The sequence below is a fragment of the Methylomicrobium album BG8 genome (assembly GCF_000214275.2).
Lineage (GTDB): Bacteria > Pseudomonadota > Gammaproteobacteria > Methylococcales > Methylomonadaceae > Methylomicrobium > Methylomicrobium agile.
This window is the reverse complement of record NZ_CM001475.1, coordinates 929,123-956,100: the sequence shown is the minus strand read 5'-3', so window position 1 is coordinate 956,100 and position 26,978 is coordinate 929,123. Positions and strand designations below refer to the sequence as shown.

Genomic DNA, 26,978 nt, shown 5'->3' with positions numbered 1-26,978 from the left:
AAACCGAATCGGGGTTTCTACCCTCTCTGAGCAAAAGGCAGGATATGCTCCAATATCCTGCCCGCACCGTTATCCCTAATCTGGCGAACTACCTGAAATTATCTCTCGGTCTGCGGAAAGTTATAATCGCCCACCGGACGGGTAAAGGTAAATTTGTACGGATTCACGACGACCAGATCGGCAAATTTTTCGAACTGATTATGAGGCGGCTGGAGCGAGGTGATCGCGGTAAAAGGACTCATCGCAAGATAGAAACCGGTACCCAAAACGGTCGACACAAAACCGGCCGGACGCAGCACGACATCATATACGAAATCGGCGCCGCTCGGCTGGTTCACGACCTGCGGATCGTCTGCAAAAACAGGGGCCGACAGGGTCAGGGTAAAGCCAATGACGGCCGGTTTAATAAATTTCATACAATCTCTCCCAGGCTCTCAAGTTAATTTAAGATTAACGATGATAGCATTTTTCCGCTCACCATCCCATGCGGCCGAAAATAGAACGGATTAAGTCGACTTTAGGATTGGGCCGATCATAACTTCCCCCGCTCGCTCTCCCGCCGAACGTTTATCGTGATACCCCGCCGGCTTTGGGCCACACTCCAAAGGGCACAGACCGCTGTAGGGTACGCTGTGCGTACCTTCCCCCTCCCAATGGTACACACAGCGCACCCTACAACTGATAGGAACGATCAGGCGGCAGGCCGGGAGATTATTTTTAGCCACACCCTTTAGTGTATTGACCATAACACAATCCCAGCCAGAAGAGTGGAAAGTCAAATCAGCGCCTCCGGCATTCGTGTGGTGGACGCACTTCGCTTATCCACCACACGAGAAAGCCGGTTCAATTACGGACCGCCCCGTCGATTCAATCGCCTTTAAAGAAACGCTTCAATACCCGAATCATATACTCATGATCCAGCACGCCGACGCTCTCGCGGATGCTGTGCATCGCCCAGAGCGGGCAGCCGACGTCGACCGCGCGGATGCCCAGCTTTGACGAGGCGATCGGTCCGATCGTGCTGCCGCAGGGCAGATCGCTGCGGTGCGAATAGCGCTGGTAAGGTACGCCGGCTTCCTCGCACCAGTGGATGAAACGCACGGCCGAAACGCTTTCGGAACTGTAGCGGCGATTCGCGTTGAATTTGATCACCGGCCCCTTGTTCACGAGAACCTTATGGTCCGGATCGTAAGCCGACGCGAAATTGGGCTGATAGGCGTGCGCCATGTCGGCGCTGATCAAAAAGCTTCGGGCCAGCGCACGAGCCGCATCTTCGGCATCCGGCGAGACGGCGAGATTGATCCGCTGCAGCATATCGGTCAGGAAACTGCCGGCCGCGCCGATCGGGCTCTCGCTGCCGATTTCTTCGTGGTCGAAGAACGCGCAGACCAAGGTGCTGTCGGTCTGGCTCAGAATATTCTCGTCCAGCAGCGCCTGCAGCGCAGCATGGCAAGAGGCCAGATTGTCGAGCTGGCCGTTCGCGATAAACTCCTGATTGGCGCCCCAGAACGCGCCCTTCTGCGTATCGTAAACGGCCAAGTCCCAGGACAAAACCTGCGCCGCGCCGATGCCGGCGCCCTGCTCCAGCAGCGCCAGAAAATAAGGCTGCGGCAGCTGCTCGCCGGCCAGTTGCGCGAGCAATAAAGGCAACTCGTTCTGCTTGTGCAGCTTCAGGCCGTCTTCGTTGACGCCCCGGTTCATATGGATCGCCAGATTCGGCAAACGCAGCAACGAGCGCTCGAATCGTACCAGCGTGTGTTCGATCCGTTCGCGGTCGTCGACATAGCTGATCCGACCAGCCAGGCTCAGGTCGCGGTCGGTGAAAGTCGCAAGGATCGGCCCGCCGTAAATCTCGACCCCGAGCCGGACCAGTCCGTCACTGGCGGTCGCCGGATTCGGCCTGAGCCGAAGGCCGGGCGAATCGGTATGCGCGCCGACGATGCTGAAGCCCGCTTCGGCCGGCGCTTTCCGGCCGAGCGCGAACAGCACGATCGAGGAGTCGTCGCGCACCACGTAATAGCGGCCGCCCGGCTGCAGTTGCCACTTCGCGGTTTCATCGAGCCTTTCGAACAGAAACGCCTTGGCCGCCGTTTCGATCAAGGCGGCCGCATGCCACGGGCTCGGGCTGTTGTCGATGAAGTCCAGCAACTGCTGGGCGTGTTGCCTGGCGGTCATGATTTTTCCTGCAAATCCAGCGCCGCCGAATTGATGCAGTAGCGCAGGCCGGTCGGCTGCGGGCCGTCCGGAAACAGATGACCCAGATGCGCGCCGCAGGCTTTGCAGACGACCTCGACCCGGCGCATGCCGTGACTGCTGTCCGAATGTTCCGCGACGCTGTTTGCGGTCATCACGTCCCAGAAACTCGGCCAACCCGAACCCGAATGGTATTTGGTCTCGGAATCGAACAACGGATTGCCGCAGCAGACGCAGCGGTAAATTCCCGGCGTCTCGCAGTCCGTGTATTTGCCGGTAAACGGCGCTTCGGTCGCCTTCTGGCGGCAGATCGCGAACTGCTCGGGCGTCAGTTTGTCGCGCCATTGTTCGTCGCTATGATTCGAATTGTCGTTCATGAAGTATCCCTCGTACCTTGACTACCGATTCATTGTACCCGCCCGCGGCGGCATCGCAAAACCGGCCTGCCCGGTTCGTAAAACATCCCTTTTTGACATGACTCGGGACGCTTCTATAATGACATCCCAATGATGTCACCGGAATGTTGGATATGAGTCAAAAAAAATTATCGTTGCAGGAACAATTATTGAAGGCGGGCCTTGTCACGACCGCCCAGGCCAGGACCGCCAAGTCCGATAAGCATAAACAGGTTCAGCAGCAGCGCCATAATAACCTGCAGGCTGTCGATGAAGCCAAACGGCTGGCGCAGCAAGCGCTGGCCGAACAGGCCGAACGCGACAAGGAACTGAACCGGCTCAGACAGGAGCAGGAAGAGAAAAAACAGCTTGCCGCGCAAATCCGGCAATTGATCGAAAACAACCGTATCGCGATCGACGAAACTGCGATCGAGGAATACGACGACAGCCAGGCTTATCATTTTACCGACCGAAACAAGGTCAAAAAACTGTTCGTGCCGAAAGCGATGCGCGAACAGATCACCGGCGGCAAATTGGCCATCGTCAGACTGCGCAAACGCTACGAAGTGGTGCCGGTCGAGATTGCCGGAAAAATCCGCGAGCGCGACCCGGCCTGCGTGATCGTGTGGAACGATGCTTCCGCCGCGCCGGTCGAAAACTGCGACGATCCTTATGCCCAATACCAGATTCCCGATGATCTGGTGTGGTAACGCCCGGTGGTTCAAGCCGCGATTTATTTGCGGCCGATTCGTTCGACCGATTAAGATAACCCGATTTCTGACTTTGGAAACAACCGTCATGCGCCGATTCTTTCTGTTATGGTGTCTTGCTTTGCCGGCTTATGCGGTTGACGAACGCCCACCCAAGCTCGAAGAAATCCCTCAAGAAGTCCCCGAACCGCCAATGCCGGTGCAAAGCGGCGAAACGCTGGAACCCGACATCACGATCATCCGTAAAGGCAAGAACACGATCCAGGAATACCGTCAAGGCGGCCGGCTCTATATGATCAAAGTGATTCCGGACATCGGCCCGCCCTATTACTTCATCGATTCGGACGGCGACGGACAGATGGACGTACAGGGCAATGACGGCGACCGGGGCAGCCAGATCAACATGTGGAAGATTCTGGAGTGGGATTAACGCCTTCGTATCGGTGGATAAGCGATCGTCGATGAACCTGAGAATCAAGCTGTTGACCGTGCTAATCCTGCTGACCGTACTCGGCATCGGCCCGATGCCGGTCACCAGCGTGATCGGCATCTATGTCGTGCTGTTCCGTCCGGCATGGTTCAAACGCATGGTGATCGAACTGTATGACGAACCGGATGCTTAAACCGAAGCGTCGGGCCTGCCTTTACGCCTGCCTGCTGTGCGTTGCGGCGCCGCTGCGTGCGAATCCTTCTTCCGAACCACAAGCTGCCATCGCCAGCGCGCACCCTTTGGCGACCCGCGCCGGTTTCGAAATCCTCGCCAAAGGCGGAAACGTGTTCGATGCGGCCGTCGCGGTCAGTGCGGCGCTCGCGGTGGTCGAGCCTTCCAGCTCGGGGCTGGGCGGCGGCGGTTACTGGCTGCTGCACCGCGCAAGCGACGGCTTCGAAACGATGATCGACGGCCGTGAAAAAGCGCCGTATGCGGCCCATCAGGACATGTTTCGGAACCGTCCGAACGTCTCGACCGACGGCGCGCTGGCCGCCGCGATACCCGGCCTGCCGGCCGGGCTGGCGCATTTGGCGGAACGTTACGGCCGCCTGCCGCTGGCGGTTTCGCTCGCGCCGGCGATCCGCCATGCCGAGAACGGCTTCGCCGTCGGCCATAAATTCCATAAACTGCTCGCATCCCGGCAGCCGGTGATCCGCCGCTTCCCGGCCGCTTCCCGCATCTTCCTGCCCAAAGGCAAATTGCCCGAGCCTTTCTCGATTCTGCGCCAGCCGGATCTGGCCGAAACGCTCAAACGGATCGCCCGATCGGGCCGGGACGGGTTTTATCGCGGGAAAGTGGCCGAAAAACTCGTCGATAGCGTCAGAGCCACCGGCGGCATCTGGACCGAAACGGACCTCGCTTCCTACCGGATCGTCGAGCGCCGGCCGGTCAAAGGCGAATACCGCAGCATCAAGATCACCAGCGCCGCGCCGTCCTCGTCGGGCGGCATCGTGCTGATCGAAGCCCTGAATGTGCTGTCGGGTTACGATCTGCAAAAGGCGGACGAAACGGCCCGCACGCATCTGATCGTCGAGGCGATGCGCCGGGCCTATCACGACCGCGCCTTGTACCTCGGCGATCCCGATTACGTCCACCTTCCGGTCGAGCGCTTGCTGGATGCCGATTACGCGGCGGGACTGCGCAGCACGATCCGCTTCGACAAGGCGCTGCCGAGCGCGATGCTGACCGGCGAACCCGAGCAAAACGCCGAAGCCGCGAACACGACCCATTTTTCGATCATCGACCGGGACGGCAACCGCGTCGCGGCGACTTTGAGCATCAACCTGCCTTTCGGTTCCGGCTTCGTCGCGGCAGGAACCGGCGTGCTGCTGAACGACGAGATGGACGATTTTGCCAGCGGCCCAGGCACCGGCAACGCCTTCGGCCTGATCGGCGGCGCGGCGAACGCGATTCAACCCGGCAAGCGAATGCTGTCGAGCATGACGCCGACTTTCCTCGAAAACGAACGCGGAGTCGCGGTGCTGGGCACGCCCGGCGGCAGCCGGATCATTTCGATGGTGCTGCTCGCGGCGCTCGACTATGCGGAAGGCCACGATCCCGATTCGTGGGTGAGCCTGCCGCGCTTTCACCACCAATACCTGCCGGACGCCATCCAGTTCGAACCCGATGCGCTGAGCCGCGCCGAGCTCGATGCCCTCGCGGCGAAAGGGCATCGACTCACGGCTCTGACCGAACGTTACGGCGACATGCAGGCGGCGCTCTGGAACAAAAAAACGCGCGCGTTGAGCGCCGGCAGCGATCCGCGCGGCGAAGGGCTGGCGCTCGTGGGGCCTTGATGATCCATCCCCATCCGGCCGTCTACCGCTCATGAGTAAACATTCCCTGGACATCTGGCTCGGCCGGCTCGCCGCCTCCCCTGCCGATCTCCCTTTTTACCGGAGTCTTCTCGACCGCGAGGAGAGAGTCCGCGCGCAACGGATCAGAATCCCGCAAAGACAGGATTATTATGCCGAGACCCATGCCCGGCTGCGGCTCCTGCTGAGCGAAACGGTCAACGCCGCGCCGACGCAACTCCGCTTTTCCCGCAATGCGCACGGCAAGCCCTTTCTGGCCGATTTTCCCGACGTCGCCTTCAACCTGTCGCATACGGCCGACCGGCTTGCTATCGCGGTCGTCCGACGCTGCAGGCTCGGCATCGATATCGAGACCTGCAAGCCCAGAACCAATCTGTCCGCCTTGGCCGCTAAATGCTTCGGCGCCGAAGAAATGGCCTATTGGCAGTCCCTGCCCGAGACGGAGCGATTGGCTGCCTTTTATTATTTCTGGACCCGCAAGGAAGCTTTCGTGAAAGCCGTCGGCCAAGGCATCAGCTTGGGATTGCAGCATTGCGTGATCAATCCCGCCCACCCCACGGGAATGCTGCATATACCCGCCTCGTGCGGAGCTTCCGGCGACTGGTCGCTTCACGATCTCGACATCGGCGACGGTGTTCTCGGCGCAGTCGCCGTAGACGGACCGATTGCGGCGATGACTGTCCGGACGCTTTAAATTCGGTCAGGGCTAGTCGAATCATTTGACATTTCCGTACCGGCAAGTATGCTTCCCGTCTTCGGCAAGAGTATCCCTTTCATAAAAAACTTTTTTCATTGCCTCCCAACCACCGTACTGGCTGACTGAATACGACATGACGATCAATCCGGACCTGACACTCAAATTTTCTCCCCTACACCGCCTGCAATGGGAAGAAGCCCAACAAAAATTCGTCATTCTGTATCCCGAAGGCATGGTCGAACTGAATCTGAGCTCGGCCGAAATCCTGAAGCTGTGCGACGGCGCGCACAACCTCGGTCAGATCGTCAGCGAACTGGAACAGAAGTTCGCCACCTCCGGTCTGACTAACGACATTACCGCTTTCCTCGACATCGCGCTCAACAATGGCTGGATCCAACAACCTTAAACCCACCCCGCCGCGCTGGCTGCTGGCGGAACTGACCTACGCCTGCCCGCTGCAATGCCCGTACTGCTCGAATCCGGTCGACTACAGCAAGTACCCTTCCGAGCTGGGTACCGAGGACTGGAAGCGGGTGCTGTCCGAAGCCCGCAAAATGGGCGCGGTGCAACTCGGTTTTTCCGGCGGCGAACCGCTGACCCGCAAGGACTTGGCCGAACTGGTCCGGCATGCGCGCGGGCTCGGCTATTATTCGAACCTGATCACCTCCGGTTACGGGATGACCGAAGAGAAGATCGTCCAATTGAAGGAAGCCGGACTCGATCATATCCAGGTCAGCATCCAGGCCAGCACCCAGGAACTGAACGACCATATCGCCGGCACCGCCTCTTTCGAGCATAAGAAGAAGGTCGCGCATCTGGTCAAGAAGCACGGCTATCCGATGGTATTGTGCGTGGTGATCCACCGCGAGAACATCCACCAGATGCCCGAAATCCTGGCAATGGCCGAAGAACTCGGCGCCGATTATCTGGAACTCGCGAATACGCAATACTACGGCTGGGCGCACGTGAACCGCGACTTGCTGATGCCGACCAAGGAACAGTTCGAACAGGCCGAGGCGATCGCGCAGGCGTTCAAGGAAAAAGTCGCGGGCAAGATGAAGATCTACTATGTGGTGCCCGATTATTACGAAGACCGCCCGAAAGCCTGCATGAACGGCTGGGGCACCACCTTTTTGACGATCGCGCCGGACGGAATGGCGCTGCCCTGCCACGAGGCGCGCGTGCTGCCCGGCCTCGACTGTCCGAACGTGAGAGACTACAGCATCGAGCAGATCTGGAACGAATCGAAAGCGTTCAATTTCTTCCGCGGCGACGCCTGGATGAAGGAGCCGTGCCGAAGCTGCGACGAAAAACACAAAGACCACGGCGGCTGCCGCTGCCAGGCGTATCTGTTGTCCGGCGACATGTACGCGGCCGATCCGGTGTGCAGCAAATCGCCGGATCACCACCTGGTCGACGAGGCGATTGCCTCGGCGAGAAACAGCGCTTTGGCGACCGACGAAAAACCGTTGATCTTCCGGAACAGCAAAAATTCGCGTCAGTTGGCCTAACCGTCCGCAACGTTAAAGCAGATTCCCGTGAAATCCCAACCGAAGCCTCAAAAACAGCCCCAACCCGCCGAACTGCAGTCGCTGCATCAACTTTACCAAAGCGGCCGCCTGCAGCAGGCCGAATTGATGGCGCAATCGCTGCTCGCGGCGTATCCGAAAGCGCCGGTGCTGTACAACGTGATCGGTCTTTGCCAGCAACGGCAGGGAAAATTGAAAGAAGCGGCGGCCAGTTTCCGGAAGCTGGTGGCGATCGATCCCGGTATCGCCGAAATTCATTTCAATCTGGGCGTGCTGCAAACGCAATTGAACGATCCGAAAGCCGCGGTCGCCAGCTACCGCAAGGCGCTGCAACTGAAACCGGCATTGCCGTCCGCCCATTTCAATCTCGGAGCGCTGCTGCAAGGCCAGGGATTTCCGAAGGAAGCGGCACAGCACTACCGGAAGGCCGCCGATCTGGAACCTCGCTTTTTCGAAGCGCATGGCAATCTCGGCACCGTACTCCAGCAGCAGGGAAAACTGGAAGAAGCCAAGCAATGCTACCGCCAGGCTCTGGCGATTCATGCCGATGCGCAAGGCCGTTTCAACCTCGGAACCGTGCTGTACGGACTGGGACGTCATCAGGAAGCGATCGAAGAATTCGGGGAAGCGGTGAATCTGGACCCGCAATTCGCCGATGCCTGGAATTCGCTCGGCGAAACCCTGCGCGACCGCGGCGAGATGGAAGAAGCGGTGCGCTGCTATGAGCGGGCGCTGGCGGCACAGCCGGAGCACGGCCGCGCCCGCTACAATCTCGGCGAGACGCTCTGCCTTGCCGGACGCCTGAACGAGGCAATTTCCCATTTCGATGCCTCCGATTTTGCGGACAGCAAGGAGCGGTCACTGCAATGCCTGTACAAAACCGGCCAGTTCGAATACTTCAAACAGCGCTTCGACGAGCTGACGGCCACGGCCCCGCACCGTTCGGTATTGCTCGGTACGCTGGCGTCCCACTACGCGGCCAATTTCGAAGCGCCGAACAGCTATAACTTCTGCAAGCAGCCGATGGACTATGTGCTGCATACCCGGATCGAAGCACTGGCCGCCCCCGAAAGCCCGCTGCTGCAGGAACTCCTGGAAGACATCCGGCATCTGGCGATCGCCGAACGGAAACAGGGAAGGCTCTATTACGGGATGCAGTCGGCCGGGAACTTGTTACTGCGCTCCGAACCCTCGTTCCGGAAACTGGCCGCGCTGCTTCGGCAAAAGGTGACGGAATACCGGCAGCACTTCGCCGCGAACAGTGAGGAAATCATCCGGGCGTTTCCGCGCCGGATCGAATTCGCCAGTTCCTGGTACCTCAGGATGAACCAGGGCGGCTACCTAACTTCGCACATCCATGAGGAAGGCTGGATCAGCGGCTGCGTCTACCTGAAGCTGCCGGACAAACAGCAGGGCCACGAAGGCAGCTTCGAATACAGCACCGACGGCGACGATTATCCGAGACTGCACGACCATTTTCCGAGCCGGATCGTCGACCAGCAGGTCGGCGATCTGGTGCTGTTCCCCTCTTCCCTGTTCCACCGAACGGTTCCGTTTCAGTCGGATCAGGAACGGGTCTGCGTCGCGTTCGATATAAAACCCTCCGACATGTAAGGTACGCGTAGCGTACAATCCCTCCCAAGGCGCATACAAGCCTCCGATCTTTACGCCAAAGGTCCAGCACCCGCCCGTCCCGTTAACCATCGCCGCGAACGAGCCCGATTATAAGTTTGCTCGAATATTTTCCATATTTTCTATGCCCCTATATCATGTGCGATAACCCCGACATAACGTTTCACAACAGTGAAGATTTATGCTCACGGTTGAATAAAGTAGGCTTTCAATTGGGTAGCGGCTCCAGATTATCGCCATAGCGAAGCAAGATTGCCACCTGACGTCGGGCAACGATAAAGCTGTTGCCCGACCTACCCGGCTGAGGCGGCCTAGATTGAAGCCACTTGGCATGGCACGCTGGGCAGAAAAATTTGGTTTTGTTGTTACGCCATGCCTCGATGGTGCGTTCGGTATGACGTGAAACTACACCGCAACGTGCGCACTTAAAGCTTTTCTCCTTGGGTTGACGCTTTGGTAGGAGCTTGCTCACAAAGGACAAGACAATGACGCCAGCAATAATAACTCCGAAGATAGCTTCCGATGACATTTAGCTCCCCACGCCTAACGTAAAGCTAACCGGGCGCGGCCACGGGAAGCTGAAAAACAAAACCGCATTATAACCGCGCTCCGGTTGAGCGCAATGTTAGCCATTGCTACGCCGTCATTGCAATGTTCCATGAAACTAGCTCACCACTTTTGTTGTTGCATAGCCAGCGCTCAACGCCGGCGACAATGCCTTCGCCGTCACCGCGTAGCGCAGTAAATGCAGAAAGCGGAGGCCCCATGCGTTCGAGTAGTGGCAACAATTGGTCGGCATTTATGCAGCGTACTTCGAATGTTGCGTTTCGATTTACTTCTGTTTCGCGTTCGATTTGTTTCCAGCATTGGCTGTGAAAAAGCTGGTTCTCGGGAAGGCGAATCATGGTCTCTGCGTCGTATGCCGGTGAAACACGCCAGCGGTCTTTCATTCTGTTTCTAGAAATTCCGACATATCTGATTTTACCATCAGCTCCGCCAACCAAATATAGACATGGAATCCGGGCTTCCCAAACCTTTGTATTAAGGATGCTATATTCAGCTTGAAGCCAGGGTCCGATTCTACCGCCCTTGGCTACATTTCTTTTCCAACGCTTTCCGCCAATTCCTTGAATATGAAGAACCGGCGTGGCCTTTTGATATATGTCGGCAGAGTGAGTAAGTGCGATTTTATTCATGTATCTTCTGTAAATAAGGTGAATGCTGAAAGATGGTCTGTGTCGATGGCTAACTACAATTAGCCATCCTAAATGACGAAAAACATTGCGTCAAAGGGTTGCCTAAAAAGTTCTCTAAAACTAAAATCCTAGTTAAATCATTCATGTGCAGAAATTTAGCATATCCTAAAAATTATGCAAGATCGATCAAAAACTGTTTCTGGTCAGTCGCCTATAAGTGGCCAGCCCAAATTCTGGCGCCAAGACTTAAAAAACGCGGGGTTTAGTAAACGCACAGCGTATCTACAACCCGTCCCAGGGCGTGTACAGGCCATCGACATTCACCCCAAACATATCGAGCACCCGCCCAACCGTCTCATTTACCATTTCCGCCAACGAGTCCGATTTGCTGTAAAAAGCGGGCATCGGCGGAAAGATGATGCCGCCCATTTCGGTGACCGTCGCCATGTTTCGAATATGCATCAGGTTCAGCGGCGTTTCGCGGGGCATGATTACCAGGCGCCGCCGCTCTTTCAGCACCACGTCGGCCGAGCGCGAGATCAGGTTGTCGCCGAAGCCGTGCGCGACCGCCGCCAGCGTCTTCATCGAGCACGGCGCGATGATCATTCCCTCGGTCTTGAAGCCGCCGCTGGCAATGGTCGCGGCAATGTCGCCGATTCCGTGCGTCACATCGGCCAGCCGGCTCAAATCGGCGCGCTTCATGCCCATCTCGTGCTTCAGGTTCACGACCCCCGCATCCGAGACGACCAGATGCGTTTCCCATTCCGGCTGCGGCTTGAGGTGCTCCAGCATCCTGACCCCGTAAACCGCGCCGGTCGCGCCGGTCATCGCGATGATCAAGCGTTTTTTCGGCATCCGGGCTTCCTTCATGTTCCGGTCGCCGCACCGGCCGCGAGCCGCTCCGCGAACCGGTCGGTAGCGGACAACAAGGCGTCGATCATCTCGTCGCTTTGAGCGATATGACCGGCGTTGGGCAGTACGGTCATCTCCGCCTCCGGCAATGCCCGGTGCAGGCTGAACGCGGCTTCGATCGGGCAAACCAGATCGTTGCGCCCGTGAATGATCACGGCCGGAATATCCCGCAGTTGATCGCAATGGTCCAGAATCCGGTTTTCCTCGATAAAATAGCCGTGCTCGGCATAATGCAGTTCCATCGCCGCCTGCAGCACCATCTGTTCGGTCACATGGCCGCTTTCATCCGCCTGAAACGCATTGCCGAGCGCCACCTGCGCGCTCCAGGCCGACCACTCGCGCGCGACCCGGCGCCGGGCAACTTCATCCTCGCCCGTAATCGCATGGCAGAGCCCCTGCAGCAGATTGATGCGGTCGCGCGAAGGAACGCTTTCATAGAGGCGCTGCCATTGTTCGGGATAGATTTTCCCCGCGCCGTTTTTCAGAAACCAGTCCATATCCGTCTGCCGGGCCAGAAAGACGCCGCGCAGAATCATTCCGAGCACGCGCTCCGGATGCTGCTGGGCATACAGCAGCGCCAGCGCGGCGCCCCACGAACCGCCGAACAACAGCCATCGGTCGATGCGCAAATAGGCGCGAATCCGCTCCATGTCATCGATCAGATCCTGCGTGGTGTTGTTGCCGATTTCACCGAACGGCTTCGACTGGCCACAGCCGCGCTGGTCGAACAGGATGATCCGGTAACGCTCGGGATCGAAGAAGCGCCGATGGTCCGGCCTGGTGCCGGAGCACGGACCGCCGTGCAGGAAAATCACCGGAATACCGCTCGGATTGCCGCTTTCCTCGACGTAAACCGAATGCGCACTGCCGGTTTCAAGATAAAAAGTACGGTTGGGATTGATCTCTGAATACAGTGTTTTCATGCAGTAACTGAGCGAATGCCTTTTTGCGTAGGGTACGCTGCGCGTACCTTTTTTCAATATTGAAACGACCATCAATAATGGTACGCGCAGCGTACCCTACTTCGGCTTGAGTCAGCGCCGCCCGCCCAGCAAAGAGCCCAACACGCCGCGCACGATCTGTCGTCCGACCTGGCTGCCGATGCTTCTCGCGGCGCTTTTGAGCAGTGCTTCGGTCGCAGTTTCGCGACTGCGCGGCTGACGCGCGGGAGCGGAACGTTTGCCGCCGATCCGGTCGGAAATGTCCCGCAAATCTTCCGCGCTGGCCACTTGCGCTTTCTGTTTGAGCATTTCGTAAGCGGACTCGCGGTCGACGGCCTGTTCATAGCGCCCCTTGAAGGGCGAGCGGTTCAGCATTTCCTGGCGTTGTTCCTCGGCCACAGGCCCGATCTGCGATTCGGGAGGACGGATCAATACCCGTTCGACCGGCGTCGGAGCGCCGTCCGTATCGAGCACCGACACCAGCGCCTCGCCTTTTTTCAGTTCCAGTATCGCGGTTTGGGTATCGAGGGAGGGATTGGTGCGGAAAGTGCCCGCGACGCTTTTGAGGGCCGCCTGGTCTTTCGGCGTAAACGCCCTGAGCGCATGCTGGATTTTGAGTCCCAGCTGGCCGAGAATTTCCTCCGGGATATCGAGCGGATTCTGGCTGATAAAATAAATCCCCACACCTTTCGAACGGATCAGCCGGACGATCTGCTCGATCTTGTCGACCAGCGCTTTCGGCGCCTGATCGAACATCAGGTGCGCCTCGTCGAAGAACAGCGCCAGCTTCGGCCGGTCGGCATCGCCGGCTTCGGGCAGATTCTCGTACAGTTCGCCCAACAGCCAGAGTAGAAAGGTCGCGTACAGGCGCGGCGACTTGCTGGTCAGTTCGGTGGCATCGAGCAGGCTGATCACACCGTTGCCGGAAAAGTCGGTTTTCATGATGTCTTCGAGATCCAGCGCCGGCTCACCGAAGAAATGCTCGGCGCCCTGCTGTTCCAGCACCAGGAGCTGCCGCTGAATCGTCCCCAGGCTCGCGGAAGCGATCATGCCGTATTCGGCCTGCAATGCCTTCGCATGCTCGCCCATCCAGATCAAAAGCGCGCGCAAGTCTTTCAGATCGAGCAGCAGCATCCCGTTGTCGTCGGCGATTTTGAAGGCGCTGTACAAGACGCCGCTTTGCGTGTCGTTCAGTTCCAGCAGATTGCCGAGCAACAGCGGGCCGATCTCGGCGATGGTCGTACGGACCGGATGGCCGGTCTTGCCGAACACGTCCCAGAACACCGCCGGATTGCCGCGTGGCTGGAAATCTTCCAGGCCGACCTGTTTGACGCGTTCGCCGATCCGCTCGCCGGCCTGGCCGGGCAGCGCAATGCCGGACAGGTCGCCCTTGATGTCGGCCAGAAACACCGGCACGCCGATCCTTGAAAACCCTTCGGCCAGAACCTGTAGGGTCACGGTCTTGCCGGTTCCGGTCGCGCCGGAAATCAGCCCGTGGCGATTACCCATCGCGGCATTCAAGAATACCTTGACGCCGTTCTGCCCACCGATAAATAATTTCTGCATGTGAAACCCGCTGAAGAGTCGTAAGTGTGCGCATCCTAGCACAGCCCCACCTTGCAAGAAAGCAACACTTCCTCTACAGCTGGCGAAAACTGTCGGCCCGGTTGAACTGAAGCCGGGCAGGACGCATCCATATCGTCATCAACGGAACGATGATTGCGCTGTCGGTCAGGAGCGCGATTGAAATCCTGCCGTTTTTCATTCAGATACAGCACAAACTCAATTTATCGGAGGTAACTCGCATGGCAACCGTGGCAGATCCCATCGTCGGAAACTGGTACAAAGATTTGGAAAACAATCTGACTTTCAAGGTCATCAATATCGAGGAAGGCGAAGATTCGATCGAGGTCCAGTATCTCGACGGCGACATCGGCGAATACGACCATGAGAGCTGGTATAATTCGACCTTCGACTATATTGAAGAACCGGAAGACTGGAGCGCCCCTTTCGACGACCTCGAAGACGACGATCTGGGCTATACCGACCTGGACGAACATCGGCGCAACCCCGATGACATCGATTTCGAGGATTATTTGGACTGAAGCGGGAAATAAAACTTTATGAAAATGGACCCCCAGGAATTCCTGGACTGGGAAACGAAGCGGATTACCTTGCTGGCGATGTCCGGCGCCGGTAAGACCACCCTCGCCAACAAACTGCCCAAAGCCAAATGGTTTCATTATTCGGGCGATTACCGGATCGGCACCCGTTATCTCGAAGAACCGATCATGGACAACATCAAGCGCCAGGCGATGCATGTGCCTTTCCTGCGCGACCTGCTGCTCTCCGACTCGATCCGGATCAGCAACAACATCACCGTCGAGAATCTCGCCCCGGTATCGAGTTTCCTCGGCAAACTGGGCAATCCCCAACTCCACGGGCTTCCCCTCGAAGAATTCAAGCGCCGGCAGAAGCTGCATCATCAGGCCGAAATCTGCGCGATGAACGATGTGCCGGACTTCATCCGCAAGGCCGAGGATATCTACGGCTACAAGCATTTCATCAACGACGCCGGCGGCAGCGTTTGCGAGCTCGACCGCCCCGAAGTGCTCGAAACGCTGGCCAAGCATACGCTGATCGTCTATATCGAAATCCCCAAGGATCTCGAACAGACGATCATCCGGCGCTCCAAGACCGACCCGAAGCCGCTCTATTACCGGGAAGCCTTTCTCGACGAGAAACTCGCCGAGTTCATGGCGCTGAAAAACTATCCGTCGACCGAGGCGATGCCGCCCGACGAATTCGTGACCTGGGTATTTCCGGAATTGTACCGGTCCCGCCTCCCGCGCTACCGGGCGATCGCCGACCGGTACGGCTATACGGTCAATGCGCACGATGCGGCCAAGGTGCGGAACGAAGACGATTTTATCCGGCTCGTCGCCGCCGCGATCGCGGCTCGGCAGTGAGGGATTCGGACGATGCCCTTAGTCGCCCATACCGATTTACCGACGTTCGCCCGACTCAGGGAGGAAGGCGAAGAAATCCTGGAAGTCGACCGCGCCAGCCGACAGGACATCCGCGAGATGCACATCGGCCTGCTGAACATCATGCCGGATGCCGCGCTGGAGGCTACCGAACGGCAATTCTTCCGGCTGGTCGGCGCCTGCAACCAGATCGCGCAGTTCCACGTCCATCCGTTTACGATCGACGGCCTGCCGCGAGGCGAAGCGGCGCAGGCGCATATCGCCCGCTATTACGAGCCGTTCGAAAAAATCAAGGAGGACGGCCTGGACGCGCTGATCATCAGCGGCGCGAACGTGACCCATCCGCACCTGCCCGAGGAAAACTTCTGGCAACCGTTGACCGAGGTGTTTACCTGGGCCAAGGAAAACGTCACTTCGGTGCTGTGTTCGTGCCTGGCGACGCATGCCTTGATCGAGTTCTGTTACGGCATCGAGCGCACCCGGCTGCCGGACAAGCGCTGGGGCGTTTTCTCGCATCGACTGGTCAATCGTTCGCATCCTTTGGTCGCCGAGATCAACACCCGCTTCGACGTGCCGCATTCGCGTTTCAATGAAATTTTTCGGAAGGACATGGAGGCAAAGGGACTTAAGGTGCTCGCAGTCAGTCCGGATGCGGGCGTGCATCTGGCGGTCAGCCCGGACGGATTCCGGGTCGTGTTCTTCCAGGGCCATCCCGAGTACGACGATATCAGCCTGCTGAAGGAATACAAGCGCGAGGTCCTGCGTTACTACCGCGCCGAAACCGACGGCTATCCGCCGTTTCCGGTCAATTATTTCACTCCGGAAGCGCAGCGCGTCTTCACCGACTATCGGGAGCATGTGATCGCCGCACGGCAAGCGGGCTCTCCTCTTGACGAGTTTCCGGAAAACCAGGTGCTTGGCACGATCGACAACACCTGGCGCGATACGGCCAGAGCGGTATTCGACAACTGGCTCGGCAAGGTATATCAGCTGACCAATCAGGATCGCCGGCTGCCGTTCATGGACGGGATCGATCCGGACAATCCGCTGGGTCTATGACGCATCAAAAATTTTTACAGCAGGCGATCGATCTGGCGGTAGAGAATGTCGAATCGGGACAGGGAGGCCCTTACGGCGCGCTGATCGTGAAGCGGGGCGAGATCATCGCGCGTAGCGGCAACCGGGTCACCCGCCGCCTCGATCCGACCGCGCACGCCGAAATCATGGCGATTCGGCTTGCCTGCCGGAAACTGCAGGATTTTCAGCTGACCGACTGCATCCTTTATACCAGCTGCGAGCCCTGCCCGATGTGCCTCGGCGCAATTTACTGGTCCAGGCTGCACAAGGTTTACTTCGCCTGCGACCGACACGATGCGGCGGCCGCGGAGTTCGACGACAGCTTCATCTATGACGAGTTGGCCGTTCCGCCCGCCGAGCGAAGGATCGCGATGCTGCGTCTCGACCTGCCGGATGCGTTGCGGCCGTTCGCTGCCTGGACGCAGAAAGGCGACAAGGTGCGTTACTGACCTGGAGGCATTTTTCGTTCGATTCCGCCTCTTGCGCATAAAACCTTGTCGGGGGTTACCGCTATTACCTGGAGGTTTCGAATGATTACGACAACCCTATCGCCGCGGATCTTTCTTTATCCTCTAAAAGAAAATCCGGCCCGCTTCGCGGGCTTGTTCGGTTTGTTGTTCCTATTGAACGGCTGCCAGAGCGGCCCACCGCCGGAAAAAGTAGCCCAGGCGTTCTGGGAAGCGATGGCGCAAGGCAATCCCGAAATCGCCAGAACTTACACGACTCAGGTTTCTCAATACCTGGTCACCCAGCAACCCGAACTGGAACAGGCATCCGTTCGAACCGGGGCCGTCAAGGTCGACGGTGACAACGCCAGGGTGGCGACCGTCCTGACGCTGAAACCACCCGATCACAGGACGGTCGCTTTCGATACCGTACTGGCCGAAGAAGACGATCAATGGAAAGTCGAGTACCTGCAGACGATGAACAACTTTCTTCATCTGCCGTTCGGAGAGATTTTCAAAAGCCTGCAGGGAATCGGCGAGGCGATCAACAGGAACCTGCAACAGCATCTTCCGGAACTTGAAGAGCAGCTGGAAGGCTTCAGCGACGGCTTGCTGCAGCAACTGGAAGACTTTCGCCGCCGTTTGGAAAAGTCCGTTTCGCCCGAACCGCCGCAGCGGGATCGAACGATTTAATCACGCCACGTACCTTTGGGAGTATTTATGCGTCATTTTAATCAACGGGTCTATTTTTAAAGTGCATAAAAATACGAGCGGGTACGGTGAAACATCAGACTGACTTCCTTCCAATCGCCCTCCCTCCCCAGCCGGCGCTCGCGGCAGTTTTCGCCTTGCTGGCCGCCTGCTCGAGCGCGCCGAAGATGCCCCCCGCCCCGATGCCCTCACCGGCTGCGCAGGCGCATCTTCCGCCGGTTACCCGCTATGCGCTGAGCCTGGTCGGAGCGCCCTACCGCTACGGTGCGGCATCACCGGGTGAGGGCTTCGATTGCAGCGGCTTCGTGCGCCATGTCTATCAGCGGCACGGCATCCTGTTGCCGCGCACGGCCGGAGAGATGGCCGGAGCCCTGCCCCGCGCCGATGACTTGCGCTCGGGCGACCTGGTCTTCTTCAACACCGACGGCGGCGCGTTTTCGCACGTCGGCCTGTTCGTCAGCGGCGACCGGTTCGTGCACGCCGCCAGCCGCCGAACCGGAAAGGTGCTGGTTTCGAGCCTGAACAATCCCTACTGGCGCAAACATTTCACCGGCATCCGCCGGCCGGCTGCCGGTGCGCATTGAGCCTCCCGGCCGGAAGGCTGCCGGTCCTCGGGAAAAATCCTCCGGAGAACCTCTCAAGCGCTCAGAGGGTGAGCGTATCCATCAGGTCGATCATGAACTCCATTTCTTCGTCATCGACCTTTTCCCAGGCCCTGAAACCGAGGCTTTCCAGCACGCCCCGCCCTTTTTCGTCTCCGGTCATGCCGAGCAGGCATTGCTGAAACTGTTCGCGCTTGTCCAAAAGCCCGGGGCCGATCATCAACGAGTGATGGATCACGCTGATCTGGCTGCGCACCAGGATTTTCAACTGTTTCTTGATCATCTCGGAGAGGCCGTCGTAAGCCTCGGCCAGGAAGATCCCGACATCGGCCTCGCCCCGTAGCAAATGCTTGGCGACCTGGACATAGGCGTCGCACGGCATGCTTTGCATATTGCCCACATCCAGATCGCCCGGTTCGAGCATGATCATTCCCATCATCTTGACATCCGGATCGTCGGTAAACGCCAGCCGGATACCCGGCGTCAACTCCGCCGCGTCACTGACCGGATTGCTCGCGGAAACCGCAATGATCGCCTCGTCGGATTCGCCTACCGGCTTGGCCAGCGGCAGAAAACCTTTCTCTCTGACCAGCATTGCCGCGTCGTAAGGATTCGCATAAATCAGGTTGACCTTGTCCTGGCTGATCGCCTCGCGTTGGGCGTTGAAACCGTTGTACATCTCCAGATGGATCGCGACGCCGGTTTGCTTTTGCAGCCACGTGTTGAAAATATACCAGCCGGACAAGTGGTCGGGCGTAAAATCAGGACTGACGGTAAACAGAAACGACATAGGATTTCCTGATCAAAAAAGTGTCGGATAAAGCGCGATGCATTCTTCCACCTTCGTGCGGGAAGGCTTCCGGCGCACGGACGTATAACCGACGACCACGCCTTTGCGGATATTCGGAACCACGGTCGCCTTAACCCAGTAATAGCCGCCGTCCTTGCGCAGGTTTTTGACGAAACCCTGCCATTTTTCACCTCTTTCGACCGTATCCCACAAATCTTTAAAGGCGGCGGAAGGCATGTCGGGATGCCGCAGTATCGAATGCGGCGCCCCGATCAGTTCTGCCTCGGTATAGCCGGACATATCGATAAATGCCTGGTTCACATGGGTGATGATGCCGGTCGGATCGGTTGTCGATACGATCAGTTTGCCGTCCGGATAAGGGGTTTCGATCCCGGTATAAAACACTTTACGCTGCATGCCGCCGTACAGATTCAGTACGGTTTCCCGGAATTCGCCGACAATGTCCCGCGGATTCATATCATTGATCATAATAGTCTCCCAACCACGACCTCCATTTGATAAAATGACGAAAAAACCGCCGGCTCTCTGTACCCGCTGCCTATCGGGCCGGCATCCGGCGCAGCCTGCCGGGTTCGAACAAAACGAATAGGACCCGCTATAAACTCTATCGTTCATAGGGTTATTGATACGCAAGTATAGCAGCCGATAAAAATTTGGCTGACGCGAAGCAATTTTTTTCAAACCGTGCGGAACCGGCTTGACACCGGCAGCGAACTCCACTACCTTCGGAAATTCATTGCAAAACAGGGTTTATAACATGATGAAGCTTGTTCATGGCGCCATTATCGCGCTATCGGTAGCGGCCAGCTTGCCCCTGCGCGCCGAGGAGGTTACGGCGCAGCAAAACAATCCGCCGCCCGCCGCGTACCGGCCCACAGCCCCCGCTGCGGCTCCGTATTATGCTCCGCCGCCGTCCGGCTACCCGCCTCCGCAAATGCCGGCCTACAGGCTGCGCCCGTTCAAGGCGGACCCGGCCTTTACGCTGCTGGACGTCCTGATTTACAGGCCGATCGGTCTGGCGGTAACCCTGGCCGGCATGGGCTTGTTCGTGGGCATGTCGCCACTGACCGCGCTGGCGTCAATCCCGAGACCGCACGATGCGTTCCCGCAAGCGTTCGACATTCTAGTCAATACGCCGGCCGCTTATACCTTTGCCAGGCCGCTGGGAGACAGATCGGTTCCTTACCAATACCTGCAGCACTACTGATGCCCGCACTGTTGGCTTCACAACAAACCCGATTCGCATAGCTTCCGCACAGCCGCTGCGATAAGTCTTCGCCACGCGGAGCCTTACCACTGCCCTGCCGTCTTCCTGTTTCTGATTTCCCGTCACGCATGCCCGACCGTTCCTCCCTGCCTCCCGCCGTTTTGTTGATGGGGCCTACCGCGTCGGGAAAATCCGCGCTGGCCGTCGAGCTGGCCGCCGCGCTCGGCGGTGAAATCATCAGCGTCGATTCGGTACTGGTATACCGGGGCATGGACATCGGCACCGCCAAACCGACCCTAGAGGAACGCCGCGGCATTCCGCACCATCTGATCGACATCCTCGACCCGGCCGAAGCGTTTTCGACCGGACAGTTCAGGGCGCAGGCGCTGAAACTGATGCAAGAAATGACCGGGCGCGGGAAACTGCCGATCCTAGTCGGCGGCACGATGCTGTATTTTAACGCCTTGACGCAAGGGCTGGCCGCGCTGCCGAAGGCCGACCCGGCCATTCGGGCCCGCCTCGATAAAGACCTCGCCCGGCTCGGATCAGGCGCCCTGCATCAACGGCTCCGGGAAATCGATCCCGAAGCCGCCGCCCGAATTCACCCGAATGACCCGCAGCGCATCCAGCGCGCCCTGGAAGTTTTCGAAGTTAGCGGCATGCCGTTGTCTTCGTTTTTCGATAAAACGCCGGCGGAAACCATGCCCTACCGCCTGATCAAGCTGATCATCGCGCCGGAACAGCGCGCCGCGCTGCACGATCTGATCGCCGCACGCTTCCGGCAAATGCTCAAAGCCGGCCTGATCGAGGAAGTGGAAGCGTTATACCGGCGCGGCGATCTGAGCGAGAAAATGCCGTCGATCCGTGCAGTGGGCTACCGGCAAGTCTGGGCCTATCTCGCCGGCGAATACGACCGGGAAACGATGACCGAAAAAGGCATTATCGCAACCCGGCAGCTGGCCAAACGCCAGTTTACCTGGCTGCGCCGGGAAACGGACGCCTTGCGCTACCCGACCGGCCGGCCGGGCCTGCCGCGGCAGGCACTCGCCGACATTCGCCGCCGGCTCGAGTAACCGGCATTCTGCTCGGTATTTTTAATGACTCGGACCCGATCTTGCTCTAGGATGGGTCCCCTTTGCATCGATTTATTGATTCATGATTCTGGAAACGATTGTCACAACCCGAAACCGCGCAGGAAAGCCGCATATCGCGCCGATGGGCATTCACACGCAAGGCGAAGAACTGGCGATATTGCCTTTTCATCCCTCCGCAACGCTCGACAATCTGGCCGCCACCAAAACGGCCGTGATCAATTACTGCGACGACGTGCGCATCTTTGCGGGCTGCCTGACCGGGCGGCGCGACTGGCCGCTCAAACCGGCCGAAAAGATTGCCGGCCACGTGCTGGCCTCGGCGCTTGCGCACACCGAGGTCGAAGTCGTGCGGGTCGAAGAAGATCCGCTCCGCCCGAAATTTTTCTGCCGCCCGGTAACCGAAGTCAACCATGCGCCATTCAGGGGTTTCAACCGCGCCCAGTATTCGGTGCTCGAAGCGGCCATCCTGGTCAGCCGCCTGAGCAGGCTGCCGCTCGAACGGATCGAGCGGGAGATCGGCTATCTGCGGATAGGCATCGAAAAAACCGCCGGCCCCCGGGAATTGGAAGCCTGGAACTGGCTGATGGTGCACATCGAATCGTTCAAGGCAAAAGGAGAGCCACGTTTATGACCCGAATGCTGGCCAGCGTCAACAGCCTCGCGGAGGCGCAACTCGCCTATCGGGCGGGCGCCGACATTATCGACCTGAAACAGCCGGCCGCCGGCGCACTCGGCGCGCTGCCCCCGGAAGAAGTCGCCCGGATTCGCGCCTGGTGCGCGGGCAAAATCCCGGTCAGCGCCACGGTCGGCGACCTGCCGATGCAGCCGGACTTAATTTTCGACACGGCGCAGGCAATGGCGGCGACCGGGGTCGATTACGTGAAGATCGGTTTCTTTCCGGGCGGAGACTGGTCCGGCGTCGCCCACCGCCTGACGGTGCTGACAGAACGCGGGCATGCCTTGATCGCAGTGTTGTTCGGCGACGCATCGCCCGATCCGGCTTTTATCCCCACCTTGCAGCAGGCCGGCTTCGTGGGCGTGATGCTGGATACGATGGATAAAAGCCGGGGCTCGCTGCCCGAGATCCTGACGCCCGCCGAAATCGAACGCTTCGTCGAGGCAGCCAGGGCCCGCCATCTGCTCTGCGGACTCGCCGGCTCGCTGCGCTTGAAGGATATTCCAGCGCTGCTGCGCTACAGGCCGAATTACCTGGGTTTCAGAGGCGCCTTATGCGTTCGGCACCATAGAACCGCCGAGCTGGACGGCAAGGCGGCCGCACTGATCAAACAAGCTATCCAAAACGGCACCGCGCTGGAAACCACCTGAATGTCTACCGGCAGCGAAGCGGAAAGTCTCTCTCATGCCTCCTGTTTCGGCGAACTGGCCGGCGCCCCATCGCCGGCCGGAAGATCGTCGAATAAAACGACACGGTTGCGGCCGGCCATTTTCGCGCGGTACATCGCCCGATCGGCAGCGTCGATCAATTCGTGATAACTCCCGAAGTTCGGCCGATACAGCACCACGCCGATGCTCACCGTCAGTTCCAGTTGCCGAAACCTCGGCTTCAGGGTTTTCCCGCGGCGCTCGATTTCCGAACGAATGCGCTCGGCATAAGCGCGCACATCGTTTTCGTCGGTATCGGTCAGCACGAACAAAAATTCCTCACCGCCGAAACGGCCGACCAAATCGCCAGGCCGGGTCAGGCGCTTCAGCATATCGGCGACCAGCCGGATGATTTCATCGCCTTTTTGATGCCCGCACCGGTCATTGAACAGCTTGAACCGGTCGATATCGACAAAACCCAGCGCCACGTTTTGCAGTTCCCCGGCAGGGCGGCGGCAAATCCGGTTCAACGAGAACTCGAGCATACCTCGGTTGTAAATCCGGGTCAGGGGGTCCAGTTGCGCCTGATGCTTCTGTATTTCGTAATGCCTGGCATTGGCCAGCGCGACGCCCAATTGAGCGGCAACCGCGACGATCTCCTCGAGAACCCGGGCGTTTATCGGTTTACGGCTGAGCCCGTAATCCGCGTAAATGATCCCGGCGAGCCGGCAGTGGCTGAGTACCGGCACCGCGATGAACTCCGCCGCACCGAACTGCCCGACCAGCGGATTTTCCGGTTCGAGCGCCGCAGGGATCAGCACCGCCGTCTTCTCGCGAAAACAATGCAGCAATTTGCCCGATACGCGGCCGATGTCGATTTCCAGTCCCGTTTCGCCAGCTTCCGGACAAGCATGGGAAACGACCAGACTACGGCGCTGCGGATCGATTCTGAACAGAAGCACGCGGTCGAAATCGAAATCATGCCTGATCGATTCCAGTGTCCAGGGCACGAAATCCGCCGGTTCCAGACTTTGATGCGGCGCCGTCAAACTGGCCGAAATATTGCGTACGACCGCCGGAGAAACAGGTTTCTCCGAAGTGTGATGACTCCGGCTCATCGCGATGCTCGCCTGCAGAAGCTTGGCCCTGAGGCGGTTGACGTCCGGAAATTCGATGCGGTAAAACTGGCGCGCGGCGCGCATTTCCTTGTCGGTTTCTTCCATCAGGCCGTCCAATTCGAGCTCATCGACCGGCAGCCACTCGAATACCTGAGGAGGCAATTGCGGCGGGCCGGTATGGCGGGTCGAGGAAATCCCCTGCAGCGAAGCGATATAGTTGGCAAAAGCGACGATCGCGATTTCGGTCCGGTAGGGATAAAAAGGCGAACCGGGGTCCGGCAATACGTGATGATGCGAAACCACGCCGGTAATCGGCATTGGCAATTGCCATTCCAAGCACAACGCCAACCCCATTTCGGCATGAGTGATGCCGAAAAAATGTTTTTCCTCTTCAAGCGGCGGGTGGGAACTGTTATGCAGGGAACCGATAAACTGGCTGTAAGTCAGCTTGCCGTGAACTTCAAAGGCCAGCTTGCCGATATCGTGCAGCAGCCCCGCCGCATACACCATTTCCGGGTCGGGATGCCGCAGGGTGGAGGCAATCCGCCGGCTCAGCTCGGCGACGAACAGGCAGTGCTGCCAAAAGAACAGACAATCGAACCGGCCGGATTTGCGCTGGATCATCTTGCTGAACAACAGCATGGTCAACGCGATCCGCCGAACTTCATCCACTCCCAAAAGATTCACCGAACGGCTGATCGAAGTCACCTTGGCGGGCAGACAAAAAGCCGCGGAATTGATCGTCTGCAAAACTTTCACGGCCAGGGCGGGGTCGGTTTCGATAATTTTCGCCAGCGCCTCGATGCGCACATCCGGATCGTAAGTCAAATTGACCAGTTTGACGGCGATCACCGGCACCAGTTGCAGATTCAGCGATTCGTTTTTGAGGATCGCTCGCGCTGCTTTCTTGATGTGTTCCAGTTTATTGTCCATTTCGATCATACTCAGCCCGCTTTCAGCTTTCATCCCACCGTCTCTATCATTCATTGTATTGCATGACACAATCATATTTTCCGAGATGCATTACAAAGTTTTCGAATCAGGCAAGTTCGGCTCGCTCTTCCCTAAAGCCGGCTCCCGGCAAACGTGTAACCCGGCCATTTCGCCGGTAAGAATATACACATTTTCTCCATAGCTTGAGAGCCAGTCTCCGTCGTCGGCTTGTTATGAGCGAGCCAGTCTTGTTAGAATGGGCCGATGTCCCCGTAGCATAAGCCGGATAATGCACCTTCCTCCTAAGAAGGCGACTGGGTGTTCGAATCACCCCGGGGACGCCACTTCTTGCAAGGCGGATTCTCCGATTCCGCATCTTCCCGGCCTCCCGTTCTTTTTCACTTTAAACGCTACATCGCCCGGTATTTATGCGATAATTTTCCGCTTCATTTATCGACCGGACCGGGAGCGCTGGCCGCATCCCGCTTTTTATCTTCAGGAGTACGACATGACAGCACTGGTTGGCATCATAATGGGCTCGACCTCTGACTGGGAAACGATGCGCTTCGCCGCGGAAACGCTGCAGGAACTGGGCATTCCGCACGAAGTCGAGGTCGTCTCGGCGCATCGGACGCCGGACAAACTGTTCCATTATGCCGAAACCGCCGAAACCAAAGGCCTGGAAGTGATCATCGCGGGCGCGGGCGGCGCGGCGCATCTGCCGGGCATGACCGCCGCCAAAACGGCGGTTCCGGTGTTAGGCGTCCCGGTGCAGTCGAAAACCCTGAATGGTCTGGATTCCTTGCTGTCGATCGTGCAAATGCCGGCCGGCATTCCGGTCGGCACGCTGGCGATCGGCAAGGCGGGCGCGATCAACGCCGCCCTGCTCGCCGCTTCGATCGTCGGAAACAAGCACAACACCTACCGTTCCGCGTTGAACGGCTATCGGCAGAAGCAGACCGAATCGGTCCTGGCCGGCTCGGATCCGCGCGGCACTGGCGAAGGCAGCCTCCTATGAAAGTCGGCATCCTCGGCGCGGGCCAATTGGCCCGCATGATCGCGCTGGCGGGTTATCCCCTGGGCATCGACTTCATTTTCCTCGACCCGGCCAAAGATGCCTGCGCCAATACGCTCGGCACGCATCTGCACGGCGATTACGACGACCCGGCGCTGCTCGCCCGGCTGGCCGAAATGTCCGATGTGGTGACTTACGAATTCGAAAACGTGCCGGCCGATGTCGCGCATTTTCTGGCGACCCACACCGAAGTGCATCCGTCGCCCAATGCGCTGGCGGTCGCGCAGGACCGGCTGGTCGAAAAGAACTACTTCAACTCGATCGGCATTCCGACGCCGAAGTTTGCGCCGATCGAGAGCCTGGACGAATTGTCCCGGGCAATGGAAACGATCGGCTGGCCTGCGATCGTCAAAAGCCGGCGGATGGGCTACGACGGCAAAGGCCAAGCTTTCGTCAGAACCCCCGAGGATCTGCCAAAGGCTTGGGAGTCCATGACGGGCGTCCCGGCCATCGTCGAAGCGTTCGTCCCGTTCGACCGCGAAGTCTCGATCATCGCCGCGCGCAGCCCGCAAGGCGAGATCGCCTTTTATCCGTTATCGGAAAACCTGCACAAAGGCGGCATCCTGCGCGTTTCCGAATGCCGCGAAGCCGATCCGATGCAGGCGCAGGCGGAAGATTATGTGACGCGCCTGCTCGAAGGGCTGGATTATGCCGGCGTGCTCGCGCTCGAGCTGTTCCAGGTCGGCGGCCGGCTGGTCGCAAACGAATTCGCGCCGCGCGTGCACAACTCCGGCCATTGGACCATCGAAGGCGCCGAAACCAGCCAGTTCGAAAACCACTTGCGTGCGATTCTGTCGCTGCCGCTGGGCTCCACCCGGCCGGTCGGGCATCCGGCCATGGTCAACTTCATCGGCGGCCTGCCGGCAACGGCCGAAGCGCTGGCGGTCGAACATGCGCATCTGCATCTGTACGGCAAGGCGCCCCGCAAAGGCCGCAAGGTCGCGCATGCGACTATCCGGGCGGAATCGCGCGCGCAGTTGTCCGCGCAGTTGAAAAAGCTGAGCGATTTGGCGGAACGCGTCGACGATTCCTGAGTTCCAGATTCAAGCATAAACGCAGGCCTGCTCCCCACGCGCCTCGGCGCG

The 26,978-nt window shown here is 58.7% G+C and carries 30 protein-coding genes and 1 tRNA gene; 21 read left to right on the top strand and 10 right to left on the bottom strand.

The features are described from left to right. Positions 1-98 precede the first annotated feature (98 nt). From METAL_RS04170 to msrB, 3 genes are all read right to left on the bottom strand, one after another. A complete protein-coding gene (locus METAL_RS04170; protein ID WP_005369945.1) occupies positions 99-416 on the bottom strand; it encodes a hypothetical protein in 318 nt (105 codons plus the stop codon). A gap of 451 nt (positions 417-867) precedes the next feature. Next, a complete protein-coding gene (locus tag METAL_RS04165) occupies positions 868-2,175 on the bottom strand; it encodes a M18 family aminopeptidase (RefSeq protein WP_005369943.1) in 1,308 nt (435 codons plus the stop codon). Next, entirely contained in the window at positions 2,172-2,570 is a 399-nt protein-coding gene (gene msrB / locus METAL_RS04160; RefSeq protein ID WP_005369942.1) for a peptide-methionine (R)-S-oxide reductase MsrB, read from the bottom strand. The genes METAL_RS04165 and msrB overlap by 4 nt, the downstream gene beginning before the upstream one ends. Before the next feature lie 152 nt (positions 2,571-2,722). On the opposite strand from msrB, the gene METAL_RS04155 reads away from it, so the two are divergent. The 8 genes from METAL_RS04155 (at position 2,723) to METAL_RS04125 (ending at position 9,442) form a co-directional block, all read left to right on the top strand. Next, on the top strand, positions 2,723-3,298 hold the full coding sequence (locus tag METAL_RS04155; protein ID WP_005369941.1) for a DUF2058 domain-containing protein: 576 nt from the start codon (positions 2,723-2,725) through the stop codon (positions 3,296-3,298). 88 nt (positions 3,299-3,386) lie between these two features. After that, on the top strand, positions 3,387-3,728 hold the full coding sequence (locus METAL_RS04150) for a DUF2782 domain-containing protein (protein ID WP_005369940.1): 342 nt from the start codon (positions 3,387-3,389) through the stop codon (positions 3,726-3,728). A 31-nt stretch (positions 3,729-3,759) separates the two neighbouring features. Continuing rightward, a complete protein-coding gene (locus METAL_RS20460) occupies positions 3,760-3,921 on the top strand; it encodes a hypothetical protein (protein WP_005369938.1) in 162 nt (53 codons plus the stop codon). Beyond that, positions 3,914-5,584, top strand: coding sequence for a gamma-glutamyltransferase (gene ggt / locus METAL_RS04145; RefSeq protein ID WP_040578284.1), 1,671 nt, complete (start codon positions 3,914-3,916; stop codon positions 5,582-5,584). The genes METAL_RS20460 and ggt overlap by 8 nt, the downstream gene beginning before the upstream one ends. Before the next feature lie 31 nt (positions 5,585-5,615). Next, on the top strand, positions 5,616-6,296 hold the full coding sequence (locus METAL_RS04140; RefSeq protein ID WP_005369935.1) for a 4'-phosphopantetheinyl transferase family protein: 681 nt from the start codon (positions 5,616-5,618) through the stop codon (positions 6,294-6,296). A 136-nt stretch (positions 6,297-6,432) separates the two neighbouring features. Beyond that, a complete protein-coding gene (gene pqqD / locus METAL_RS04135) occupies positions 6,433-6,705 on the top strand; it encodes a pyrroloquinoline quinone biosynthesis peptide chaperone PqqD (RefSeq protein WP_005369933.1) in 273 nt (90 codons plus the stop codon). Then, positions 6,683-7,810: a pyrroloquinoline quinone biosynthesis protein PqqE gene (gene pqqE, locus METAL_RS04130; RefSeq protein ID WP_005369931.1), complete on the top strand. Its 1,128-nt coding sequence runs from the start codon at positions 6,683-6,685 to the stop codon at positions 7,808-7,810. Before pqqD ends, pqqE begins: the two co-directional genes overlap by 23 nt. Before the next feature lie 27 nt (positions 7,811-7,837). Further along, the gene (locus METAL_RS04125) at positions 7,838-9,442 is read left to right on the top strand and encodes a tetratricopeptide repeat protein (RefSeq protein ID WP_005369930.1); all 1,605 of its coding nucleotides are present in this window, start codon (positions 7,838-7,840) and stop codon (positions 9,440-9,442) included. A 653-nt stretch (positions 9,443-10,095) separates the two neighbouring features. On the opposite strand, the gene METAL_RS04120 is transcribed toward METAL_RS04125, so the two are convergent. The 4 genes from METAL_RS04120 to METAL_RS04105 all read right to left on the bottom strand — a co-directional run bounded on the left by METAL_RS04120 (position 10,096) and on the right by METAL_RS04105 (position 14,075). Continuing rightward, positions 10,096-10,656, bottom strand: a complete 561-nt coding sequence (locus METAL_RS04120; RefSeq protein ID WP_005369928.1) for a hypothetical protein — start codon at positions 10,654-10,656, stop codon at positions 10,096-10,098. Between the two features lie 282 nt (positions 10,657-10,938). Beyond that, complete coding sequence (locus METAL_RS04115; protein ID WP_005369926.1) at positions 10,939-11,511, bottom strand: UbiX family flavin prenyltransferase; 573 nt, start codon at positions 11,509-11,511, stop codon at positions 10,939-10,941. An 11-nt stretch (positions 11,512-11,522) separates the two neighbouring features. Then, entirely contained in the window at positions 11,523-12,491 is a 969-nt protein-coding gene (gene pip, locus METAL_RS04110) for a prolyl aminopeptidase (RefSeq protein ID WP_040578451.1), read from the bottom strand. Between the two features lie 111 nt (positions 12,492-12,602). Continuing rightward, positions 12,603-14,075 carry a helicase HerA-like domain-containing protein gene (locus tag METAL_RS04105; protein WP_005369924.1) on the bottom strand — a complete coding sequence of 491 codons (1,473 nt, stop codon included), beginning with the start codon at positions 14,073-14,075 and terminating at the stop codon, positions 12,603-12,605. Positions 14,076-14,314: 239 nt separating this feature from the next. Here METAL_RS04105 and METAL_RS04100 point away from each other — a divergent pair, with 239 nt between their 5' ends. The 6 genes from METAL_RS04100 to METAL_RS04075 all read left to right on the top strand — a co-directional run bounded on the left by METAL_RS04100 (position 14,315) and on the right by METAL_RS04075 (position 18,314). After that, positions 14,315-14,614, top strand: a complete 300-nt coding sequence (locus tag METAL_RS04100) for a DUF6763 family protein (RefSeq protein ID WP_005369922.1) — start codon at positions 14,315-14,317, stop codon at positions 14,612-14,614. A gap of 18 nt (positions 14,615-14,632) precedes the next feature. Beyond that, on the top strand, positions 14,633-15,478 hold the full coding sequence (locus METAL_RS04095) for a P-loop NTPase family protein (RefSeq protein WP_005369920.1): 846 nt from the start codon (positions 14,633-14,635) through the stop codon (positions 15,476-15,478). 12 nt (positions 15,479-15,490) lie between these two features. Then, positions 15,491-16,555: a homoserine O-succinyltransferase MetA gene (metA, locus tag METAL_RS04090; protein ID WP_005369917.1), complete on the top strand. Its 1,065-nt coding sequence runs from the start codon at positions 15,491-15,493 to the stop codon at positions 16,553-16,555. Continuing rightward, on the top strand, positions 16,552-17,022 hold the full coding sequence (locus METAL_RS04085; protein WP_005369915.1) for a nucleoside deaminase: 471 nt from the start codon (positions 16,552-16,554) through the stop codon (positions 17,020-17,022). Before metA ends, METAL_RS04085 begins: the two co-directional genes overlap by 4 nt. Positions 17,023-17,103: 81 nt before the next feature. Beyond that, positions 17,104-17,712, top strand: coding sequence for a hypothetical protein (locus METAL_RS04080; protein WP_005369913.1), 609 nt, complete (start codon positions 17,104-17,106; stop codon positions 17,710-17,712). A 200-nt stretch (positions 17,713-17,912) separates the two neighbouring features. Beyond that, positions 17,913-18,314, top strand: coding sequence for a C40 family peptidase (locus METAL_RS04075; RefSeq protein WP_245549464.1), 402 nt, complete (start codon positions 17,913-17,915; stop codon positions 18,312-18,314). A 61-nt stretch (positions 18,315-18,375) separates the two neighbouring features. Here the strand turns inward: METAL_RS04075 and METAL_RS04070 are convergent, their stop codons facing one another. Both METAL_RS04070 and METAL_RS04065 read right to left on the bottom strand, forming a co-directional pair. Beyond that, a complete protein-coding gene (locus METAL_RS04070) occupies positions 18,376-19,122 on the bottom strand; it encodes a phosphate/phosphite/phosphonate ABC transporter substrate-binding protein (protein WP_005369909.1) in 747 nt (248 codons plus the stop codon). Between the two features lie 12 nt (positions 19,123-19,134). Then, the gene (locus tag METAL_RS04065; RefSeq protein WP_005369907.1) at positions 19,135-19,611 is read right to left on the bottom strand and encodes a PAS domain-containing protein; all 477 of its coding nucleotides are present in this window, start codon (positions 19,609-19,611) and stop codon (positions 19,135-19,137) included. A gap of 292 nt (positions 19,612-19,903) precedes the next feature. On the opposite strand from METAL_RS04065, the gene METAL_RS19805 reads away from it, so the two are divergent. The 4 genes from METAL_RS19805 (at position 19,904) to METAL_RS04045 (ending at position 22,770) form a co-directional block, all read left to right on the top strand. Beyond that, positions 19,904-20,350: a hypothetical protein gene (locus METAL_RS19805; protein ID WP_157203425.1), complete on the top strand. Its 447-nt coding sequence runs from the start codon at positions 19,904-19,906 to the stop codon at positions 20,348-20,350. A gap of 128 nt (positions 20,351-20,478) precedes the next feature. Further along, positions 20,479-21,423 (top strand): tRNA (adenosine(37)-N6)-dimethylallyltransferase MiaA, encoded by a 945-nt coding sequence (gene miaA, locus METAL_RS04055; RefSeq protein ID WP_005369905.1) that lies wholly within the window; start codon positions 20,479-20,481, stop codon positions 21,421-21,423. Positions 21,424-21,505: 82 nt separating this feature from the next. Further along, complete coding sequence (locus tag METAL_RS04050; RefSeq protein WP_005369903.1) at positions 21,506-22,075, top strand: DUF447 domain-containing protein; 570 nt, start codon at positions 21,506-21,508, stop codon at positions 22,073-22,075. Beyond that, entirely contained in the window at positions 22,072-22,770 is a 699-nt protein-coding gene (locus METAL_RS04045; protein ID WP_005369902.1) for a (5-formylfuran-3-yl)methyl phosphate synthase, read from the top strand. The genes METAL_RS04050 and METAL_RS04045 overlap by 4 nt, the downstream gene beginning before the upstream one ends. A 32-nt stretch (positions 22,771-22,802) precedes the next feature. Here the strand turns inward: METAL_RS04045 and METAL_RS04040 are convergent, their stop codons facing one another. Then, positions 22,803-24,851: a sensor domain-containing diguanylate cyclase gene (locus METAL_RS04040; protein WP_005369896.1), complete on the bottom strand. Its 2,049-nt coding sequence runs from the start codon at positions 24,849-24,851 to the stop codon at positions 22,803-22,805. Positions 24,852-25,084: 233 nt separating this feature from the next. Here METAL_RS04040 and METAL_RS04035 point away from each other — a divergent pair. From METAL_RS04035 to METAL_RS04025, 3 genes are all read left to right on the top strand, one after another. Further along, positions 25,085-25,162: transfer RNA gene (locus tag METAL_RS04035), tRNA-Arg, on the top strand. 164 nt (positions 25,163-25,326) lie between these two features. Next, positions 25,327-25,836: a 5-(carboxyamino)imidazole ribonucleotide mutase gene (purE, locus tag METAL_RS04030; RefSeq protein ID WP_005369894.1), complete on the top strand. Its 510-nt coding sequence runs from the start codon at positions 25,327-25,329 to the stop codon at positions 25,834-25,836. Further along, positions 25,833-26,927, top strand: coding sequence for a 5-(carboxyamino)imidazole ribonucleotide synthase (locus tag METAL_RS04025; RefSeq protein WP_005369892.1), 1,095 nt, complete (start codon positions 25,833-25,835; stop codon positions 26,925-26,927). The genes purE and METAL_RS04025 overlap by 4 nt, the downstream gene beginning before the upstream one ends. The last annotated feature ends 51 nt before the right edge of the window (positions 26,928-26,978 follow it).

Coding starts and splice junctions, on each gene's coding strand:
- METAL_RS04170 (WP_005369945.1), bottom strand. CDS start 416: ATGAAATTTATTAAACCGGCCGTCATTGGCTTTACCCTGACCCTGTCG.
- METAL_RS04165 (WP_005369943.1), bottom strand. CDS start 2,175: ATGACCGCCAGGCAACACGCCCAGCAGTTGCTGGACTTCATCGACAAC.
- msrB (WP_005369942.1), bottom strand. CDS start 2,570: ATGAACGACAATTCGAATCATAGCGACGAACAATGGCGCGACAAACTG.
- METAL_RS04155 (WP_005369941.1), top strand. CDS start 2,723: ATGAGTCAAAAAAAATTATCGTTGCAGGAACAATTATTGAAGGCGGGC.
- METAL_RS04150 (WP_005369940.1), top strand. CDS start 3,387: ATGCGCCGATTCTTTCTGTTATGGTGTCTTGCTTTGCCGGCTTATGCG.
- METAL_RS20460 (WP_005369938.1), top strand. CDS start 3,760: ATGAACCTGAGAATCAAGCTGTTGACCGTGCTAATCCTGCTGACCGTA.
- ggt (WP_040578284.1), top strand. CDS start 3,914: ATGCTTAAACCGAAGCGTCGGGCCTGCCTTTACGCCTGCCTGCTGTGC.
- METAL_RS04140 (WP_005369935.1), top strand. CDS start 5,616: ATGAGTAAACATTCCCTGGACATCTGGCTCGGCCGGCTCGCCGCCTCC.
- pqqD (WP_005369933.1), top strand. CDS start 6,433: ATGACGATCAATCCGGACCTGACACTCAAATTTTCTCCCCTACACCGC.
- pqqE (WP_005369931.1), top strand. CDS start 6,683: ATGGCTGGATCCAACAACCTTAAACCCACCCCGCCGCGCTGGCTGCTG.
- METAL_RS04120 (WP_005369928.1), bottom strand. CDS start 10,656: ATGAATAAAATCGCACTTACTCACTCTGCCGACATATATCAAAAGGCC.
- METAL_RS04115 (WP_005369926.1), bottom strand. CDS start 11,511: ATGCCGAAAAAACGCTTGATCATCGCGATGACCGGCGCGACCGGCGCG.
- pip (WP_040578451.1), bottom strand. CDS start 12,491: ATGAAAACACTGTATTCAGAGATCAATCCCAACCGTACTTTTTATCTT.
- METAL_RS04105 (WP_005369924.1), bottom strand. CDS start 14,075: ATGCAGAAATTATTTATCGGTGGGCAGAACGGCGTCAAGGTATTCTTG.
- METAL_RS04100 (WP_005369922.1), top strand. CDS start 14,315: ATGGCAACCGTGGCAGATCCCATCGTCGGAAACTGGTACAAAGATTTG.
- METAL_RS04095 (WP_005369920.1), top strand. CDS start 14,633: ATGAAAATGGACCCCCAGGAATTCCTGGACTGGGAAACGAAGCGGATT.
- metA (WP_005369917.1), top strand. CDS start 15,491: ATGCCCTTAGTCGCCCATACCGATTTACCGACGTTCGCCCGACTCAGG.
- METAL_RS04085 (WP_005369915.1), top strand. CDS start 16,552: ATGACGCATCAAAAATTTTTACAGCAGGCGATCGATCTGGCGGTAGAG.
- METAL_RS04080 (WP_005369913.1), top strand. CDS start 17,104: ATGATTACGACAACCCTATCGCCGCGGATCTTTCTTTATCCTCTAAAA.
- METAL_RS04075 (WP_245549464.1), top strand. CDS start 17,913: ATGCCCTCACCGGCTGCGCAGGCGCATCTTCCGCCGGTTACCCGCTAT.
- METAL_RS04070 (WP_005369909.1), bottom strand. CDS start 19,122: ATGTCGTTTCTGTTTACCGTCAGTCCTGATTTTACGCCCGACCACTTG.
- METAL_RS04065 (WP_005369907.1), bottom strand. CDS start 19,611: ATGATCAATGATATGAATCCGCGGGACATTGTCGGCGAATTCCGGGAA.
- METAL_RS19805 (WP_157203425.1), top strand. CDS start 19,904: ATGAAGCTTGTTCATGGCGCCATTATCGCGCTATCGGTAGCGGCCAGC.
- miaA (WP_005369905.1), top strand. CDS start 20,479: ATGCCCGACCGTTCCTCCCTGCCTCCCGCCGTTTTGTTGATGGGGCCT.
- METAL_RS04050 (WP_005369903.1), top strand. CDS start 21,506: ATGATTCTGGAAACGATTGTCACAACCCGAAACCGCGCAGGAAAGCCG.
- METAL_RS04045 (WP_005369902.1), top strand. CDS start 22,072: ATGACCCGAATGCTGGCCAGCGTCAACAGCCTCGCGGAGGCGCAACTC.
- METAL_RS04040 (WP_005369896.1), bottom strand. CDS start 24,851: ATGAAAGCTGAAAGCGGGCTGAGTATGATCGAAATGGACAATAAACTG.
- purE (WP_005369894.1), top strand. CDS start 25,327: ATGACAGCACTGGTTGGCATCATAATGGGCTCGACCTCTGACTGGGAA.
- METAL_RS04025 (WP_005369892.1), top strand. CDS start 25,833: ATGAAAGTCGGCATCCTCGGCGCGGGCCAATTGGCCCGCATGATCGCG.